This is a genomic window from Mameliella sp. LZ-28, assembly GCF_012274245.1.
GTDB classification, from domain to species: domain Bacteria; phylum Pseudomonadota; class Alphaproteobacteria; order Rhodobacterales; family Rhodobacteraceae; genus Antarctobacter; species Antarctobacter albus.
Genome location: NZ_JAANYX010000022.1, coordinates 395,129 through 410,971 on the forward strand (window position 1 = coordinate 395,129; position 15,843 = coordinate 410,971).

General features: G+C 66.1%; 15 protein-coding genes. 3 read left to right on the forward strand and 12 right to left on the reverse strand.

Annotated features, from left to right (window positions below; translation table 11 throughout):
* Positions 1-45: 45 nt before the first annotated feature.
* The 5 genes from mtgA to G9Q80_RS14370 form a co-directional block, all read right to left on the reverse strand.
* The gene (gene mtgA / locus G9Q80_RS14350; protein WP_088714430.1) at positions 46-783 is read right to left on the reverse strand and encodes a monofunctional biosynthetic peptidoglycan transglycosylase; all 738 of its coding nucleotides are present in this window, start codon (positions 781-783) and stop codon (positions 46-48) included.
* Positions 784-1,033: 250 nt separating this feature from the next.
* Positions 1,034-5,569: a glutamate synthase large subunit gene (gltB, locus tag G9Q80_RS14355; protein WP_088714431.1), complete on the reverse strand. Its 4,536-nt coding sequence runs from the start codon at positions 5,567-5,569 to the stop codon at positions 1,034-1,036.
* 91 nt (positions 5,570-5,660) lie between these two features.
* On the reverse strand, positions 5,661-6,110 hold the full coding sequence (locus G9Q80_RS14360) for a GFA family protein (RefSeq protein WP_232788160.1): 450 nt from the start codon (positions 6,108-6,110) through the stop codon (positions 5,661-5,663).
* Positions 6,107-6,874, reverse strand: coding sequence for a hypothetical protein (locus G9Q80_RS14365; protein WP_133066373.1), 768 nt, complete (start codon positions 6,872-6,874; stop codon positions 6,107-6,109). Before G9Q80_RS14365 ends, G9Q80_RS14360 begins: the two co-directional genes overlap by 4 nt.
* Positions 6,875-7,008: 134 nt before the next feature.
* The gene (locus tag G9Q80_RS14370; protein ID WP_069207938.1) at positions 7,009-8,445 is read right to left on the reverse strand and encodes an NAD(P)-dependent oxidoreductase; all 1,437 of its coding nucleotides are present in this window, start codon (positions 8,443-8,445) and stop codon (positions 7,009-7,011) included.
* Between the two features lie 227 nt (positions 8,446-8,672).
* Here G9Q80_RS14370 and G9Q80_RS14375 point away from each other — a divergent pair, with 227 nt between their 5' ends.
* Positions 8,673-9,476 carry an undecaprenyl-diphosphate phosphatase gene (locus G9Q80_RS14375; protein WP_088714433.1) on the forward strand — a complete coding sequence of 268 codons (804 nt, stop codon included), beginning with the start codon at positions 8,673-8,675 and terminating at the stop codon, positions 9,474-9,476.
* Positions 9,477-9,479: 3 nt separating this feature from the next.
* Here the strand turns inward: G9Q80_RS14375 and rlmH are convergent, their stop codons facing one another.
* The 3 genes from rlmH to G9Q80_RS14390 form a co-directional block, all read right to left on the reverse strand.
* A complete protein-coding gene (rlmH, locus tag G9Q80_RS14380) occupies positions 9,480-9,950 on the reverse strand; it encodes a 23S rRNA (pseudouridine(1915)-N(3))-methyltransferase RlmH (RefSeq protein ID WP_088714434.1) in 471 nt (156 codons plus the stop codon).
* A 3-nt stretch (positions 9,951-9,953) separates the two neighbouring features.
* Positions 9,954-10,307, reverse strand: a complete 354-nt coding sequence (gene rsfS, locus G9Q80_RS14385) for a ribosome silencing factor (protein ID WP_088714540.1) — start codon at positions 10,305-10,307, stop codon at positions 9,954-9,956.
* Positions 10,308-10,449: 142 nt separating this feature from the next.
* Entirely contained in the window at positions 10,450-10,998 is a 549-nt protein-coding gene (locus G9Q80_RS14390) for a hypothetical protein (protein WP_088714435.1), read from the reverse strand.
* A 79-nt stretch (positions 10,999-11,077) separates the two neighbouring features.
* On the opposite strand from G9Q80_RS14390, the gene G9Q80_RS14395 reads away from it, so the two are divergent.
* On the forward strand, positions 11,078-11,620 hold the full coding sequence (locus G9Q80_RS14395; protein WP_088714436.1) for a DUF2975 domain-containing protein: 543 nt from the start codon (positions 11,078-11,080) through the stop codon (positions 11,618-11,620).
* Positions 11,620-11,835, forward strand: coding sequence for a helix-turn-helix domain-containing protein (locus G9Q80_RS14400; protein WP_074622298.1), 216 nt, complete (start codon positions 11,620-11,622; stop codon positions 11,833-11,835). Before G9Q80_RS14395 ends, G9Q80_RS14400 begins: the two co-directional genes overlap by 1 nt.
* A gap of 25 nt (positions 11,836-11,860) precedes the next feature.
* Here G9Q80_RS14400 and G9Q80_RS14405 read toward each other — a convergent pair whose 3' ends face one another.
* Genes G9Q80_RS14405 through deoC form a run of 4 tightly spaced genes read right to left on the reverse strand, consistent with a single transcriptional unit; the run spans position 11,861 to position 15,837 of the window.
* Entirely contained in the window at positions 11,861-14,194 is a 2,334-nt protein-coding gene (locus tag G9Q80_RS14405; RefSeq protein ID WP_088714437.1) for an aldehyde dehydrogenase family protein, read from the reverse strand.
* Positions 14,191-14,550, reverse strand: coding sequence for a hypothetical protein (locus G9Q80_RS14410; RefSeq protein ID WP_088669286.1), 360 nt, complete (start codon positions 14,548-14,550; stop codon positions 14,191-14,193). The genes G9Q80_RS14405 and G9Q80_RS14410 overlap by 4 nt, the downstream gene beginning before the upstream one ends.
* Positions 14,547-14,837 (reverse strand): hypothetical protein, encoded by a 291-nt coding sequence (locus tag G9Q80_RS14415; protein WP_069207943.1) that lies wholly within the window; start codon positions 14,835-14,837, stop codon positions 14,547-14,549. Before G9Q80_RS14415 ends, G9Q80_RS14410 begins: the two co-directional genes overlap by 4 nt.
* A 4-nt stretch (positions 14,838-14,841) precedes the next feature.
* Positions 14,842-15,837: a deoxyribose-phosphate aldolase gene (deoC, locus tag G9Q80_RS14420; RefSeq protein ID WP_088714438.1), complete on the reverse strand. Its 996-nt coding sequence runs from the start codon at positions 15,835-15,837 to the stop codon at positions 14,842-14,844.
* Positions 15,838-15,843: the final 6 nt, after the last annotated feature.

A 15,843-nucleotide genomic window follows, 5' to 3' on the forward strand; every position in this document is an offset into this window, starting at 1 on the left:
GCGACCCGATCAGGAAACGGCCCGGCGGTCATCGCCGGGCCGTTTTCAGTTCTCGAAACAGGTGGCGCGGCCGTCCTGCGCGATCAGCGCGGCACCGTCCATGATCGCCTGTGCACGCCGGTTGAGCGCGGCACTGGGCCGATCCGCCGCGCGCGCCTTGGGGTTCGGCAGGACAGCGGCCAGAAGGGCCGCCTGCCGCGGGCTCAGGTCCCTTGGCGCCACGCCGAAATAGTGCCGCGCCGCCGCGTCCACGCCAAAGACCCCCTCGTCGAACTCGGCCACGTTCAGGTAGACCTCGAGGATACGCCGCTTGGGCCAGAGCGCCTCGACCAGCGGGGTCATCAGAGCCTCCAGCGCCTTGCGGAGATAACTGCGCGCCTGCCAGAGGTAGACGTTCTTGACCACCTGCTGGGAAATCGTGCTGCCGCCGCGCCGGGCGCCGTCCTCGATCGCGGCACGGATGGCGCCCATGTCGAACCCCCAGTGGGTGCAGAAATTCGCGTCCTCCGCCGCCACGGCAGAGCGCAGCATCACCGGCGCGATTCCGTCCACCTCGACCCAGCTGCGTTCCACCCCGCCCAGACGCCGCGCCTCGGACCAGATGGTATGGGTGACGGGCGGGTTGATGACCCGGAAAAGCAGCACCACCAGCACCGCGAGCACCGCCGCGCCCAGCAACGCCCGCAAGAGCCAGCGCCGCAGAAAGGCCAGCGGGCGGGGGCGTTGCACCGCCTTGCCCTTCGTCTTGCGCTTGCGCGCCGGTTTCTTCGCCTTGGTCGCCATGCCTGATCTCTACCCCAGCGGCGCGGCGGCGCCAATCTCCGGAAAACGGGGGCTCTGCCCCCGTCGCGCCAGGGCGCGACTCCCCCGAGGTATTTTCGAAACCAAAGAAGCCCGGGCGCACCTCCTGCCCTTCTTTGGTTTTCCAAGTACCTCGGGGGTCCGGGGGCAGCGCCCCCGGTCCGACCTTGCCAAGACGCAAAAGGGCCCGGTCGATGTGACCGGGCCCCTTCGTGACCGTTCCGCTGTCGCCTTATTCCGCCGGCACCGCGAGGTCGCCCTCGATCCCCAGCGGATGAGAGATCTTGTTCAGCATCTCCTTCGGGCAGACCTGCACGAAATGATCCTTTTCCAGGTCCCAGTTCTGCAGGATGTCCTTGCCCTTGCGGCTCGCGGTTTCCTCGACGTGGCGCTCGATAAGGCCTTTCAGCTGGTCTTCCCAGGCGGTCACGGTGACCGGGCAGGTGACGAGGCTTTCCATGTTCATCATCTGCCGCGCCGTGCCCTCGGGGTCGTAGATATAGGCCATGCCCCCGGTCATCCCGGCGCCGAAGTTGGCGCCGATGCTGCCCAGGATCACCGCGACGCCGCCGGTCATGTATTCACAGCCGTTCGAGCCGCAGCCCTCGATCACCACCTTGGCGCCCGAGTTGCGCACCGCGAAACGTTCGCCCGCGCGGCCCGCCGCGAAGAGGTGTCCGTCGGTGGCGCCGTAAAGCACCGTGTTGCCGATGATCGTGTTCTCGGCCGCGTTCAGCGGCGAGACCAGCGGCGGACGCACGACGATCAGACCGCCCGACAGGCCCTTGCCGACATAGTCGTTGGCATCGCCCGAAACCTCGATCTTGAGGCCCGGCGCCGCGAAGGCGCCCAGCGACTGGCCGGCGCTGCCAGTCAGCTTGACGTGCAGGTGGTTCGGCTGCAGTGCGTTGCGCATCCCGAATTTCTGAACGATGTGGCTGCTGACGCGGGTGCCCACGGTGCGGTGCGTGTTCATCACCGCGTAGGACAGCTGCATTTTTTCGCCGTCTTCCAGGAAGCGCTGGCCGTCCCGCACGATTTCCGCGTCCAGCGTGTCGCGCACCGGGTTGCGGGGCTTGTTGCGGTCGTAGACGATGTCATCCGACCCGTCGACACGGATCAGCAGCGGGTTCAGGTCCAGGTCGTCCAGGTGGTCCGACCCGCGGCTGACCTGGCTCAACAGGTCGGCCCGGCCGATCACCTCGTCCAGCGAACGTGCGCCGATCTCGGCGAGGATTTCCCGCACTTCCTGCGCGTAGAAGGTGATCAGGTTCACCACCTTGTCGGCATTGCCGGTGAACTTGGCGCGCAGGGATTCGTCCTGGGTGCAGACGCCCACCGGGCAGGTGTTCGACTGGCACTGGCGCACCATGATACAGCCCATCGCGATCAGCGCGGCGGTGCCGATGCCGTATTCCTCGGCGCCCATCATGGCGGCCATGACGATGTCCCGGCCGGTCCGCAGGCCGCCGTCCGTGCGCAGCGTGATCCGCTCGCGCAGGTTGTTCATCGCCAGCACCTGGTGCGCCTCGGTCAGACCCATTTCCCAGGGCAGGCCGGCATATTTGATCGAGGTGGCAGGGCTGGCGCCCGTGCCGCCGTTGTGCCCCGAGATCAGGATCACGTCGGCCTCGGCCTTGGCCACGCCGGCGGCAATGGTGCCCACGCCCGACGACGCAACCAGCTTGACCGTCACCTTGCAGCGCGGGTTGATCTGCTTGAGGTCGTAGATCAGCTGCGCAAGGTCCTCGATGGAATAGATATCGTGGTGCGGCGGGGGCGAGATCAGCGTCACGCCCTTTGTCGAATGCCGCAGCCGCGCGATCAGGTCGGTGACCTTCATGCCGGGCAGCTGGCCACCCTCACCGGGCTTGGCGCCCTGGGCCACCTTGATTTCAAGCTCTTCGCAGTGGTTCAGGTACTCGGCGGTGACGCCAAAGCGGCCCGATGCCACCTGCTTGATCTTGGCGCTGGGGTTGTCGCCGTTGGGCTCGGGCACGAAATGCGCCGGATCTTCGCCGCCTTCGCCGCTGTCCGACTTGGCGCCGATGCGGTTCATGGCCACGTTCAGCGTCTTGTGCGCCTCGGGGCTCAGCGCGCCCAGAGACATGCCCGGCGTCACGAACCGCTTGCGGATCGAGGTGATGCTTTCGACCTCTTCGATCGGCAGCGCCTTGCCCAGCGGCTTGATCGCCAGCAGGTCGCGCAGGTGGATCGGCGGGTTCGACTGCATCGCGTTCGAATACTGCTTCCACATCTCGTAAGAGGCGCGGTCACAGGCGGCCTGCATCAAGTGCATGGTCTGCGCGCCCCAGGCGTGGGTCTCGCCGGATTTCCGCGCCTTGTAGAAACCGCCGATGGGCAGCACGTCCTGGCCGCGCTCAAAGGCCAGCGCGTGGATCTGCTCCGCCTTGTGCTGGATGCCGCTGACCCCGATGCCCGAGATGCGCGAGATCATGCCGGGGAAGTACTCCGCGCACATGGCACGGCTCAGCCCCACGGCCTCGAAGTTCAGGCCGCCGCGATAGGAAGAGATGACCGAGATGCCCATCTTTGACATGATTTTCAGCAGGCCCTGGTCGATGGCCTCGCGGTAGCGGGCCACCGCCTCGGTCAGGGTCATGTCCAGAAGGCCGCGGTTGATGCGGTCCGCCAGGCTGTCCTCGGCCAGGTAGGCGTTGACGATGGTGGCGCCGGCCCCGATCAGCACCGCGAAGTAATGCGGGTCGATGCATTCTGCCGAGCGCACGTTGAGCGAGCAGAAGGTCCGCAGCCCCTTGCGCGTCAGGTGGCTGTGTACCGCGCTGGTGGCCAGGATCATCGGCATCGCGACCCGGCCCGGACCGCTGTGCTCGTCGGTCAGGATCAGGTGGCCCGAGCCCGAGCGCACCGCGTCCTCGGCCTCGGCCCGGATGCGGGCCAGGCCCTCGCGCAGGGCGCCTTCACCGGCGGCAAAGGTACAGTCGATCTCTGTGCAGGGCGCGTTGAAATGGTTCTTCAACTCGTCGAACTGCGCGTTGCCGACAAAGGGGCTGTCCAGCACCAGGATCTCGGTCTGGCTGCTGTCCTCGTCCAGCACGTTCTTGAGGTTGCCGAAGCGGGTCTTGAGGCTCATGACCCGGAATTCGCGCAAGCTGTCGATCGGCGGGTTCGTCACCTGGCTGAAGTTCTGGCGGAAGTAGTGGCTCAGCGGCCGGTACTTCTTGGACAGGACCGCCGAGGGCGTGTCATCGCCCATCGAGGCCAGCGTTTCCTTGGCGTCCTCGGCCATGGGCGCCAGGATCTGTTCCAGCTCCTCGACGGTGTAACCTGCCGCGATCTGGCGGCGGCGCAATTCGGCGCCCTCGAAAAGCGACTTTTCCGTAACGGCGGCCAGCGGCTCGTCCAGTTCGGTGATCTTGCCGACCCAGTCGCCAAAAGGCTGCGCGGCGGCCAGTTTGTCCTTGATCTCGACGTCGTGGTAGAGCTTGCCCTCTTTCATGTCGACGGCGATCAACTGGCCCGGTCCCAGCGCGCCCTTTTCGCGCGCCGTCGCCTCGTCCGTCGGCACCATGCCGATTTCCGAGCCTGCGATCAGCATCCCGTCGCCGGTCACGACATAGCGCATCGGGCGCAGACCGTTGCGGTCCAGCCCGCCACAGACCCAGCGGCCATCGGTCATCGCCAGTGCCGCGGGGCCGTCCCAGGGCTCCATCACCGAGTTGCAGTAGGAATACATGTCACGCCAGGCCTGCGGCAGTTCCACCGCCTGCTTGGACCAGCTTTCCGGCACCAGCATCGTCTTGGCCATCGGCGCATTGCGCCCGGCGCGCACCAGCACCTCGAACACCGCGTCCAGCGCCGCCGAGTCCGACGAGCCATTGGGCACGATCGGCTTGATGTCCTCGGCCATGTCCCCGAAGGCGCCCGAGGCCATCCGGATCTCGTGGCTCTTCATCCAGTTGGTGTTGCCCTTGAGCGTGTTGATCTCGCCGTTGTGGGCCAGCATCCGGAACGGCTGCGCCAGCCACCACTGCGGGAAGGTGTTGGTCGAATAGCGCTGGTGGTAGATCGCGAAGGCCGATTCAAACCGCTCGTCCTGCAGATCGGGATAGAATTCCGCGACCTGCTCGGCCAGCATCATGCCCTTGTAGATGATCGACCGGCAGGACAGCGAGGCGATGTACAGCTGGGTGATCCCCGCCGCTGCCGCCGCCTTCTCGATCCGGCGCCGGATCACGTAAAGCTCGCGCTCAAAGGTCTCCTCGTCCACGCCCTTGGCGTTCGAGATGATGATCTGCTCGATCTCGGGGCGGGTCGCGTTGGCCTTTTCACCCAGGCACTCGACGTTCACCGGGACGTGGCGCCAGCCATAGATGTAGTGGCCCATGCGCAGGACCTCGGTCTCCACGATCGTCCGGCAGGCTTCCTGCGCGCCGAAGTTGGTGCGCGGCAGAAAGACCTGGCCCACGGCCATCATCTCGTCGCGGCGCGGCGTGTGGCCGGTGCGCAGCACCTGGTCGTAAAAGAAGGGAGCCGGGATCTGGACGTGGATGCCCGCGCCGTCGCCGGTCTTGCCATCGGCGTCCACGGCACCCCGGTGCCAGATCGCCTTGAGCGCGGTGATCCCCGCCTCGACGACGCGCCGCGACGGTTTCCCGTCCAGGTTCACGACAAGGCCCACGCCGCAAGAGCTGTGCTCTTCGCTCTCGTGGTACATGCCGTTTTCGCTCATCCACTTGCGCTTGGCTTCCTCGGCCCGCACCCAGTCGGCATCGTATTTGGTCATGGCTCAAGCCCTCCGTTCATGGACCGCACGTCGCGGCCCGGCATCGCTGTGATGGCCTGCGTCCCGGTGACGGGGGCGGGCCGAAAGTCTTTCAGTCCGTCTGTTCGGCAAGAACGCCGAATTTCGCGTGGCACTCGGCCCGCGTCATCAACTTGCGCCCGGCCTGGCCCTCGTAGGCAAAGCTGTCGGGTTTCACGTCGATGTAGATCTCGTTCGTCATCTCGAAACCGTCGGCCTCGTCAAAGACGCCGATGGGCAGTTCCAGGTCGCCGGAGTAGGCGGATTCCATCGTCACCCGGAAAAACATCCCCGAGCCACAGCGCATGCAGAACCCGCGTTCCGCCCAGTCGCTGGACTGGATGCGGCCCAGGTGGGTTTCATCCTCCCAGGTCACGTTTTCCAGCGGCACGGTCACGCCGATCAGCGCCGAGCCGGTCCAGCGGCGGCACATCTCGCAGTGACAGGCCCCGGCCTGCGCCGGCACATCGCGCGCGGTGAACCGGACCGCGCCGCACATGCAGCCCCCGCTGCGCGCGCTCATGCCCGGTCCTCCGCTGTGCTGGTGCCAAGCGGGTGACCCCAACCCGGCTCAACCCCCTCCAGGCCGCTCATCAGGTCGCAGTCGTGGCGCGGATAGATGCCACGGAACCCCTGTTCGCCGGGATAGATGAACTCCACCGGGCTGCGGTCGCGTGCGTTGGCCTGGCGCTCGTCCTCCGTGACGTCGGCGGCAAAGCCCGCAAAGAACCGCTTGTGCTTGTCCGAGACGTATTCGCGCCCCCGGACATGTTCGATCACCCGCCCCGAGGCATCGCGGCGCGTCATCTCGAACTCGGTCCGGTACAGCTTTTCGCCGTCGATCTCGATTTCGCCGATGATCCGGTCGAACCCGGTGACACGGGTCGGCCCGTCGAGCGTCGACCGCTGGGTGAAATCGAAACTGTCGATGCCGTTTTCGACCAGCTCGGAGATGCTGCCGGGATCGGGGATCGGGCGCACCGTCCGGGTGCGGGTCGGATCGTCGGGCGGGCCGCTTTCGATCCACTGGCCGTCATCGTCGATGCGGCTGGTGAAATAGGGACCGGCCTCGCCGAAATCGGTGCGGAACCTGTGATCCGGGTCGATCTGCGGGCAGACATAGTGGTTGGTCACGACGCAGCTGCGGGATTGCACCGTCAGGTAGGTCTCGCAGCCCTCGGGCGGGGTGAACAGCCCGCCCTGGGCCTGGACCGCGCCGGCTCCGCCCAGCAGCGCAAGCGCCGCCAGACCGGCGCAAAGCGCGGTCGAGACTTTACCCTTGGTCAATCTTTCGAGCCACATGAGACAGCCTTTCTGACCCATTCCGGCGCCGCCTGCGCCTTGGTTAACCAACCCTTGCCTGTTTGTACAAAATGCTGGAAACGCTGTACGTTTTGTACAAAACGTACAGACCGTCCCGGTCATTCCGCGGCGACAGCTCCCTTGGAGTTCAGGTCCTGCAACACGGCCTCGACACAGTCGCGACCGTCGCGGATCGCCCAGACCACCAGGCTTGCGCCGCGCACGATGTCGCCGATGGCATAGACGCCGGGCAGGGCGGTGCGGCCGCTGGTGAACTCTGCCTTGATGGTGCCCCAGCGGGTCACTTCCAGCTCGGGGCAGCCCCAGAGCGTCGGCAGTTCCTCGGGCTCGAAGCCGAGCGCCTTGATGACCAGGTCTGCGGGCTCGTCGTAGTCCGATCCCTCGATCACCTCGGGGCGCTGGCGGCCGGTGGCGTCCGGTGCGCCCAGGCGCATCTTCTCGACCATCACGGCATTGACCGGCTCACCCTTGAAGCCCTTGGGCGCGGTCAGCCATTCGAAGACCACACCTTCTTCCTCGGCGTTCTGCGTCTCGCGCTGGCTCCCTGGCATGTTGGCGCGGTCGCGGCGATACAGGCATTTGACGCTGGTGGCGCCCTGGCGGATCGCGGTGCGGACACAGTCCATCGCCGTGTCGCCGCCGCCGATCACGACAACCTTCTTGCCCTTTGCGTTCAGCTCGCCGCTTTCGAATTCCGGCACGCTGTCGCCAAAGTTCGACGCGCGGTTCGAGGCGGTCAGGTAGTCGATCGCCTTGACGATGCCCTTGGCACCCGCGCCCGGGCCGCCCAGGTCACGCGACTTGTAGACGCCGGTTGCGATGATGACCGCATCATGTTGTGCGCGAATTTCCTCGAACGACAGGTCTTCGCCCACGTTGCAGTTCATCACAAAGCGCACGCCGCCCTCTTCGAGCTGCTTGTTGCGGCGCATCACGATGTCTTTCTCCAGCTTGAAGCCGGGGATGCCATAGGTCAGCAGCCCGCCCGAGCGGTCGTAGCGGTCGTAGACGGTGACCTGCACGCCGGCGCGGCGCAGCATGTCGGCTGCGGCCAGCCCGCCGGGGCCGGCGCCGATGATGCCGACGCTTTCGGAGCGTTCCTGTGCCGGGGTCACGGGCTTGACCCAGCCTTCTTCCCAGGCGGTATCGGTGATGTACTTCTCGACCGAGCCGATGGTCACCGTGCCGTGACCCGATTGTTCGATCACGCAGTTGCCTTCGCAGAGGCGGTCCTGGGGGCAGATGCGGCCGCAGATCTCGGGGAAGGTGTTGGTGGCCTGGCTGACCTCATAGGCCTCCTGAAGGCGGCCCGTGGCGGTCAGGCGCAACCAGTCGGGGATATTGTTGTGCAGCGGGCAGTGGCTCTGGCAATAGGGCACGCCGCACTGGCTGCAGCGCGCGGCCTGTTCCTTGGCCTTCGCATCGGCGTATTCCGCATAGATCTCGTCGAAATCCGTCCGGCGCTCCGCGGCCTCCCGCTTGACCGGCATCTCCCGCCCCACGGACACAAATTTCAGCATCGGCTGCTTCGCCATTCATCCACCCTTTGCAGGTAATCCCTAGATCGTCCGCGCCTCCTTACAGAAGCTTGGCTTGGAATGAAAGTCAGTTATGCTGACCTATATCCAGAATATTCCCGTTTTTGACGTCTCAAAACCACATGCGGCTGCCAAAAATAGGTCCAAATCGGACCTAAATTGCCACTTTCGGCTCTGAAACAAGGAGTTATACCAAGGCGCGTAGCTTTGATTGGACCCCGACAATGGCTTTCACGCAACTGCTGATTCTCGCCCTGATACAGGGGGTTACCGAATTCCTTCCGATCTCGTCCTCGGGCCACCTGATTCTCTTGCCGAACCTGACGGGGATGCAGGACCAGGGCCAGGTGATCGACGTGGCCGTTCACGTGGGAACCTTGCTGGCTGTCATCCTCTACTTCCGAGCCGACGTTAAGGATGCAGCCAAGGGCACGCTGCGGCTCATGACGGGGCGCATGGACACGCCGGGCGCGCGCCTCGCCTTCCTGCTGCTTGTGGCCACCATCCCGGTGATCCTCTTCGGACTGGCGCTCAAGCTCTCGGGGCTGGACGACATGCTGCGCTCGACGGCGGTGATCGGGTGGACCATGCTTGTCTTCGGTCTTGTCCTCTACTGGGCGGACATGAAAGGGGCGCAGGACAAGGCGGACAGCGACTGGAACCTGCGGGATGCCATCATCATGGGGCTGTGGCAGGCCGTGGCCTTGATCCCGGGCACCTCGCGGTCCGGCATCACCATCACCGCGGCGCGCCACCTGGGCTATAACCGGCACGACGGCGCCAAGCTGGCCATGTTGATGTCGATCCCGACGATCATGGCGTCAGCCGCGTTGCTGGGGGCCGAGGTCATCGCGACCGCCGATGCCGAGGCCGCGCGTGATGGTGCGATTGCGGCGGCTCTGGCGTTTCTGTCTGCGCTGGGGGCGCTCTGGCTGATGATGCGGCTCCTGCGCTCTGTCAGCTTTACACCCTATGTCATCTACCGGGTGATCCTGGGGCTGATCCTGCTCTGGATCGCCTACGCCTGAACGTCACACCCGGTGATAAGGCGCCCCCGCCTGGATCGAGGCGGCGCGGTATAGCTGTTCGGCCAGCATGACCCGCACCAGCATGTGTGGCCAGACCATCCGACCAAAGGACATCAGGTCCTGCGCCTCGGCCCGCAGGGCGGGGTCGATTCCGTCGGCGCCACCGATGACAAGGGCCAGGTCCTGCGCGCCACCATCACGCCAGTCTGCCAGTTTTCCGGAAAACTCGGGCGAGGACCAGATGTGGCCGCGCTCATCCAGCGCGCAGATCCGTGCACCCGAGGGGATCGCGCGGCGCAACAGAGCGGCCTCACCCGCCATGCCGCCGCCCTTGCGGTCCTCGACCTCGATCACTTGCGCCGGACCAAGGCCCAGCGCCCGGCCCGTGCGGTCGAAACGTGTCAGGTAATCATCGACAAGCGCCTTTTCCGGCCCCTTCCGGAGCCGGCCAACCACGCAAAGATGTATGCGCACCGTTCAGGCCTGGTTGCCTGCCACCGGAGCCCACATCTTTTCCAGCTGGTAGAACTCACGCACTTCGGGGCGGAAGAGATGGACAACCACGTCCCCCGCGTCGATGAGCACCCAGTCCCCGGTATCCTTGCCCTCCATCGTGGAGAGAACACCGAAGCGCTGCTTGAGTTCATCTGACAGCTTTTCCGACAGCGCCGCGACCTGGCGCGACGAGCGGCCGGTGGCGATGACCATGTAATCGCACACCGAGGATTTGCCGTGCAGGTCGATCTGCACGATATCCTCTGCCTTGTTGTCGGAGAGTGTTTCGAGCACTGCCGCGAGAATGCTCTCGGCGGTCGTTTCGCTCTGTGTCATGGCCGAAATGCCCCGGCCTTGATCAGCGGCATGCGCCGCAAGTGTCGTCGAAGACAGGACAATGTCCTCCTGTGTCGCTACGCGCCCCCCCAAGCCCGGGCGCATGGGCATGCTTTAAAGATAGCATCGGAAATGTAAATTCTCAATGTCGCGTGGCAGAGGGGCAGGGGACAGGGGGCGTATCTGCCCGTGCCTTCAGCGTTTTCAGGTAGCGGCCAACGGGTTGCGGGCGCAACAGGGGTCGCGCCTGACCACCGTTTTCCAGGACGATATCGGCGGAAACGGGCGCATCCATGTCTGGCCCCGAGCCGTGCAGGCAAAGGCCAAAGGACATCTCCAGCGAGCCGGAGGTGCGTTCTGGCGCCTCGGTTTTCCATGTGCGGGCGCGGGCTTGTGCTGCACGCAGGCCGTCGAGGTCGGCGGGCGCGACGGTAAGAATCAGCGATCCGTCCCGCATGTCCCGGCGTCGCAGGACAAAGCTCTCGTCGAACGCGCCCCGGGCCGAAACCGCCGTGAGGGTCAGCCGCGCCGAGTCAGGGAGAAGATCCAGGCCCTCCGGCAGGTGCAGATGGATCTGGAAATCCACCGGGTCGGCGGTCAGCGGATCGACTTTGCGCAAGTCTTGCAGGGTCTGCGGTACGAGCGCCGTGCAGGCGCTCAGTAGGGCGAGGATGGGGATAAGGCGAAGCACGAAGAATCTCCTCTTGTGGAATCAATTTTTATCGTTTTACATTAAGTAATGTTGATTAAATAGCAAGCTGGACCTCGATATGACCTACCAACTTCCCCGTGCCACGCGCCGCGCCGCCCAGGTTCTGCGCGGGCTGTCCTTCATCGCGATGACGGTGCTCCTCGGGCTTGTGGCATGGGTTGCCGCCGATCCGGCGTTCCTTGTGTCCAATCGTGCCGACGCGCTTGGGCTGGACATGGGCGGGCGCACCCTCGGCTTGGCGAGCCGGATGGCGCTGGTGGCCGGAGCCTGGATTGCGTTGGGTGCCGTGTCTTACACCCTTTGGCACATGAGCCGGCTTTTTGCCTGCTACGCGGGTGACGCCGCGCTGACCCCAACGGCGGCTCACGCGCTGCGGCACATCGGTCTGGGCTTTCTCGCGCAGGCGGCGGTGGGTCTTCTGGGCCATCCGGTCGAAACACTCTTGCTGACCCTGGGGGCGCCCGCAGGGCAAAGGATGGTCTCGCTTGCCGTGTCCTCGGCTGACCTGGGCTTTGTCCTTGCGGGGGGCATGATGCTGATCGTCGGGCTGGTCACCAGCCAGGCGGTGGCGCTCCGGTCCGAGAACGAGGGATTCGTCTGATGCAGATCGTCGTGCGGCTGGACGTGATGCTGGCGCGGCGCAAGATGCGCTCGCGCGAGCTGGCCGAGCGTGTGGGCATCACCGAGCAGAACATTTCCCTGCTGAAATCCGGCAAGGTCAAGGGCATCCGTTTCGAGACGCTGGCAAAGATCTGCGAGGTTCTCGACTGTCAGCCCGGCGACCTGCTGGAGGCCCTGCCAGAAGGTGAGGCGTAGGGCGGGGTTTGCCCCGCCACACCGCTCATGCGCCGTAGGGCACCCAGACGGTCTTGACCTCGGTCGCCTGCTCGAGGAAATCGCGTGCGTCCCCGGCGTTCAGCCAGTCGCGAGCGCGCCCGTCGTTGACCCAGGTCCGTTTCAGATTACCCGCCGAGGCGCTCTCGATCACCTCCGACAGATCGCTGGAGGAGAAGGACCAGACCGCCTCGACGTCCATATGCGACGCCAGCACCGGGGCCAGCTCTGCATGTGATCCGGTCAGGATGTTCACCACGCCCCCGGGCACGTCCGAGGTTTCCAGAACCTGAGTGAACTCCAATGCCGCCAGCGGGAAGGGGTCGGAGGCGACCAGCACCACCCGATTCCCCATCGCGATGGCGGGGGCCATGACCGAGACCAGCCCCAGGAGCGGGGCCTCGTCCGCACAGAGCGCGCCGATAACCCCGCAGGGTTCGTTCATCGCAAGGGCCACGCCACGCATGGGGACGCTGCGCACGCCGCCGTCAAACTTGTCTGCCCAGGCGGCCGCGGTGAACAGCCGGTTCACGCTGGCCTCGACCTCTGCCGCGCCGCCGTCGCTGCCGGTCAGCCGGTCGATCAGGGCCGCGAACTCCCCCGCCCGGGCCGAGAGGTTCTCACCGATGTAATACAAGACCTGTGCACGGTTATGGGCCGTGGCCTTGGCCCAGCCGCCCGCGCCGCGCGCGGCCTCGACGGCGTTGCGGATGTCCTTGCGGTTGGCGATCGGCGCCTGGCCGATCAGCTTGCCCGCCGCGTCGTAGATGCTGCGGGCATAGCCGCCGTCGGGACGCGCCTGCTTGCCACCAACATAGAGCTTGGCGGTGCGGTCGACCGGCTGCGGTTCGGCGCTGTCGCCGGCATAGGCCTCGACCGGGGACAAGGTCCCGGGTTCGCCCCGGGCGCGGGTATAGGCGCGCAGGCCCTCCCAGCCGCCTTCTCGGCCAAAGCCGCTTTCACGGACACCGCCGAAGCCTGCGGCGGCGTCGAACATGTTGGTCCCGTTGACCCAGACGACCCCCGCCGCCAGTTGCGGCGCCACGTCTAGCGCGGTGTTGATGTTCTCGGACCAGACGCTGGCAGCAAGGCCATAGCGCGTGTTATTGGCCAGCGCGGCCGCCTCGGCAGGCGTGCGGAATGTCGAAGAGACCAGCACCGGGCCAAAGATCTCTTCCTGCATCAACGGCGAGGCGGGCGACAGCCCCGAGACCAGCGTGGGCGGGTAGTAACAGCCCTCGGGCAGGGGGCAGTTGGCGCGATAGACCGTGCCCTCGGCGCCCGACACCATGCCCTCGATCCGGCGCAGCTGTTCGGGGTCGACGATGGCGCCCACGTCGATGCATTTGTCCAGCGGGTTGCCGATGCGCAGCTTGTCCATCCGCGCGCGCAGCCGGTCGTGGAAAGCGTCAGACACACCCTCTTGCACCAGCAGCCGCGACCCGGCGCAGCAGACCTGTCCCTGGTTGAACCAGATCGCATCCACCAGCCCCTCGATGGCGCTGTCGAGGTCGGCATCCTCGAAGACCACGTAGGGCGATTTCCCCCCCAGCTCCAGTGTCAGGCCGATGCCGCGCCCCGCCGTCGCCTGGCGGATCTTGCGCCCCACTTCGGTGGAGCCGGTAAAGGCGATCTTGTCCACGTCCGCGTCGCAAATCATCTCACCCACGCGGCCGTCGCCGGTGACGATGTTGACCACGCCCCTTGGCAGCCCGGCCTGCTGGCAGATGTCGGCGAACAAAAGCGCGGTCAGCGAGGTCCATTCGGCGGGTTTCAGCACCACCGTGTTGCCGGTGGCCAACGCCGGGGCGATCTTCCACGACAGCATCAGCAGCGGAAAGTTCCACGGCACGATCTGCCCGCAAACCCCCAGCGCCTGCCGGTCGGGCAGCTCGCTGTCCATCAGCTGTGCCATGCCCGCGTGATAGTAGAAATGCCGCTGGGCCAGCGGAATGTCGATGTCGCGGCTTTCGCGGATCGGCTTGCCGTTGTCCAGCGTTTCCAGTACCGCGAACAGCCGCGCGTGCTTCTGCAAGAGCCGCGCCAGCGCGTAGAGATAGCGCGCGCGGCCCGGTCCCCCCAGCGCTTCCCACGCAGGTTGGGCCGCGCGGGCGGCGGCGACGGCGGCGTCCACGTCATCCTGTGTCGCCTGGGTCAGCGTCGCCAGTACCTCTCCCGTTGCCGGGTTGCGGCTGTCGAACCCCTCGCCCGCCTCGGTAAAGGCCCCATTGATGAAATGGCCGAACCGCGATCCCTGGTCGACGATCCAGGCCAGCGCATCCCCGGCGCTTTCGGGGGCGGGGCCGTAGTCCATGCTTTCGAAGATCTCTTTGATGCTCATTTCAGCCTCTCGCAGGCGGTTTGCGCCAGGTTCGGTGCCGTGGCGTCGTAACGCAGGTGCTGAAGGGTGACGCGATCCCCGAAGGCGGGCGGTTGCCCGGCGTTCAGAACCGCATCTCCGTAGACGACCAGCGCCGCATCCTCGGCAAGGAAAACCCGGCGTTTCAACGTAGCCTGCGCCATGCGTGCCGTGGTCTTCAACCCGCCCTGCTCGATGGTGATCATCCGCTGGCTGACGGTGATCGCGGCTATCGGGGCCTTGTCCGACGCCGCGCCCCAGGGCGCGCAGGCATAGCTTTGGCCCAGAGCGGGTGTCGCAAGGCCCAGCGCGGCAAGGGCGATAGGAGCGGGCTTCATTGCGTGGCCCCCATTGCCAGGTAGATGACATAGACCAGCCAGAGCAGCGCCAGCCCCCAGACCCAGTGCTGTACGCGCAGGCTGCGCCTTTGCAGGGCGGCGAAGTCTTCAAGCCCCTCTGGCGGGCTGTCGGGTAAGTCGAATTCCGGTTCCGGCCCCAGCTGGCGGAATAGCCGTGTCGGCAGGTCCCGCGCCGCGCGCTTCAGGCGCCGGCGCCGCCAGTTGCTGACCCCCATCACGAGGAAGACGGCGACCATCATCAGCGACCATTGCGGTGTCATCTGCATGGCCTCACCCCGCCGCGTGCCGCCACGAAGCCGAATAGGCCCCGGTGACATGGTGTTCCAGCTGCCGTTCGATGTCGCCCAGGAGCGACGAGGCGCCAAAGCGGAAGAGGTCGGGACGCAGCCAGCGGTCGCCCAGTTCCTCCTTGACCAATGCCAGATAGGTCACCGCATCCTTGGCCTTGGAAATCCCGCCCGCGGGCTTGTAGCCGACACGATAGCCCGTGGCCTCGTGATAGGCGCGGATCGCCCGCATCATCACTAGGCTGACGGGCAGGGTGGCGTTGACGCTTTCCTTGCCGGTCGATGTCTTGATGAAATCGGCCCCCGCCATCATGCAGACGAGGCTGGCGCGGGCGACATTCTGCAGCGTGCCCAGTTCGCCGGTCGCAAGGATCGCCTTGACATGCGCCTCGCCACAGGCGGCGCGGAAGGTGCGCATCTCGTCATAGAGCCCCTGCCAGTCGCCGGTCAGGACCTTGCGGCGCGAGATGACGATGTCGATCTCCTGCGCCCCGGCCTGCACGCTTTCCTCGATCTCGGCCACGCGCAGGCAAAAGGGCGACAGCCCCGCCGGAAAGCCGGTCGACACGGCGGCCACCGGGATGCCGGAGCCCTGCAGGGCCGCCAGCGCCGGGCCGATCATGTCGTGGTAGACACAGACCGCGCCCACGGTCAGCCCCTCCAGCCCCAGCGCCTCCAGCAGATCGGCGCGCACCGGATGGCGGGCCTTGGCGCAAAGCCGGGCGACACGGCCCGGCGTGTCGTCCCCCGCCAGCGTCGTCAGGTCGATGCAGGAGGCCGCGCGGGCCAGCCAGGCGGCCTGATACTCCTTCTTGACCGAGCGGCGGCCCGGCAGGGTGGCCGCGCGCCGTTCGATGGCCGAACGGTTGGCGCGGGCGGCGCGGACCCAATCCATGTCCAGCAACATGCCGGGGTTTCGCGCATCCTGAAGCTGCGGCAGTTGCGCGGTCTTGTCGCCTTTGGCGGTGACGGGTGTCATGCGCCC

Excerpts from the sequence above, each read along its gene's own strand:
- G9Q80_RS14370 (WP_069207938.1), bottom strand. The coding sequence starts at position 8,445 with ATGGCGAAGCAGCCGATGCTGAAATTTGTGTCCGTGGGGCGGGAGATG.
- G9Q80_RS14405 (WP_088714437.1), bottom strand. The coding sequence starts at position 14,194 with ATGAGCATCAAAGAGATCTTCGAAAGCATGGACTACGGCCCCGCCCCC.
- gltB (WP_088714431.1), bottom strand. The coding sequence starts at position 5,569 with ATGACCAAATACGATGCCGACTGGGTGCGGGCCGAGGAAGCCAAGCGC.
- mtgA (WP_088714430.1), bottom strand. The coding sequence starts at position 783 with ATGGCGACCAAGGCGAAGAAACCGGCGCGCAAGCGCAAGACGAAGGGC.
- G9Q80_RS14400 (WP_074622298.1), top strand. The coding sequence starts at position 11,620 with ATGCAGATCGTCGTGCGGCTGGACGTGATGCTGGCGCGGCGCAAGATG.
- G9Q80_RS14375 (WP_088714433.1), top strand. The coding sequence starts at position 8,673 with ATGGCTTTCACGCAACTGCTGATTCTCGCCCTGATACAGGGGGTTACC.
- G9Q80_RS14410 (WP_088669286.1), bottom strand. The coding sequence starts at position 14,550 with ATGAAGCCCGCTCCTATCGCCCTTGCCGCGCTGGGCCTTGCGACACCC.
- G9Q80_RS14360 (WP_232788160.1), bottom strand. The coding sequence starts at position 6,110 with ATGAGCGCGCGCAGCGGGGGCTGCATGTGCGGCGCGGTCCGGTTCACC.
- deoC (WP_088714438.1), bottom strand. The coding sequence starts at position 15,837 with ATGACACCCGTCACCGCCAAAGGCGACAAGACCGCGCAACTGCCGCAG.
- G9Q80_RS14415 (WP_069207943.1), bottom strand. The coding sequence starts at position 14,837 with ATGCAGATGACACCGCAATGGTCGCTGATGATGGTCGCCGTCTTCCTC.
- G9Q80_RS14395 (WP_088714436.1), top strand. The coding sequence starts at position 11,078 with ATGACCTACCAACTTCCCCGTGCCACGCGCCGCGCCGCCCAGGTTCTG.
- rsfS (WP_088714540.1), bottom strand. The coding sequence starts at position 10,307 with ATGACACAGAGCGAAACGACCGCCGAGAGCATTCTCGCGGCAGTGCTC.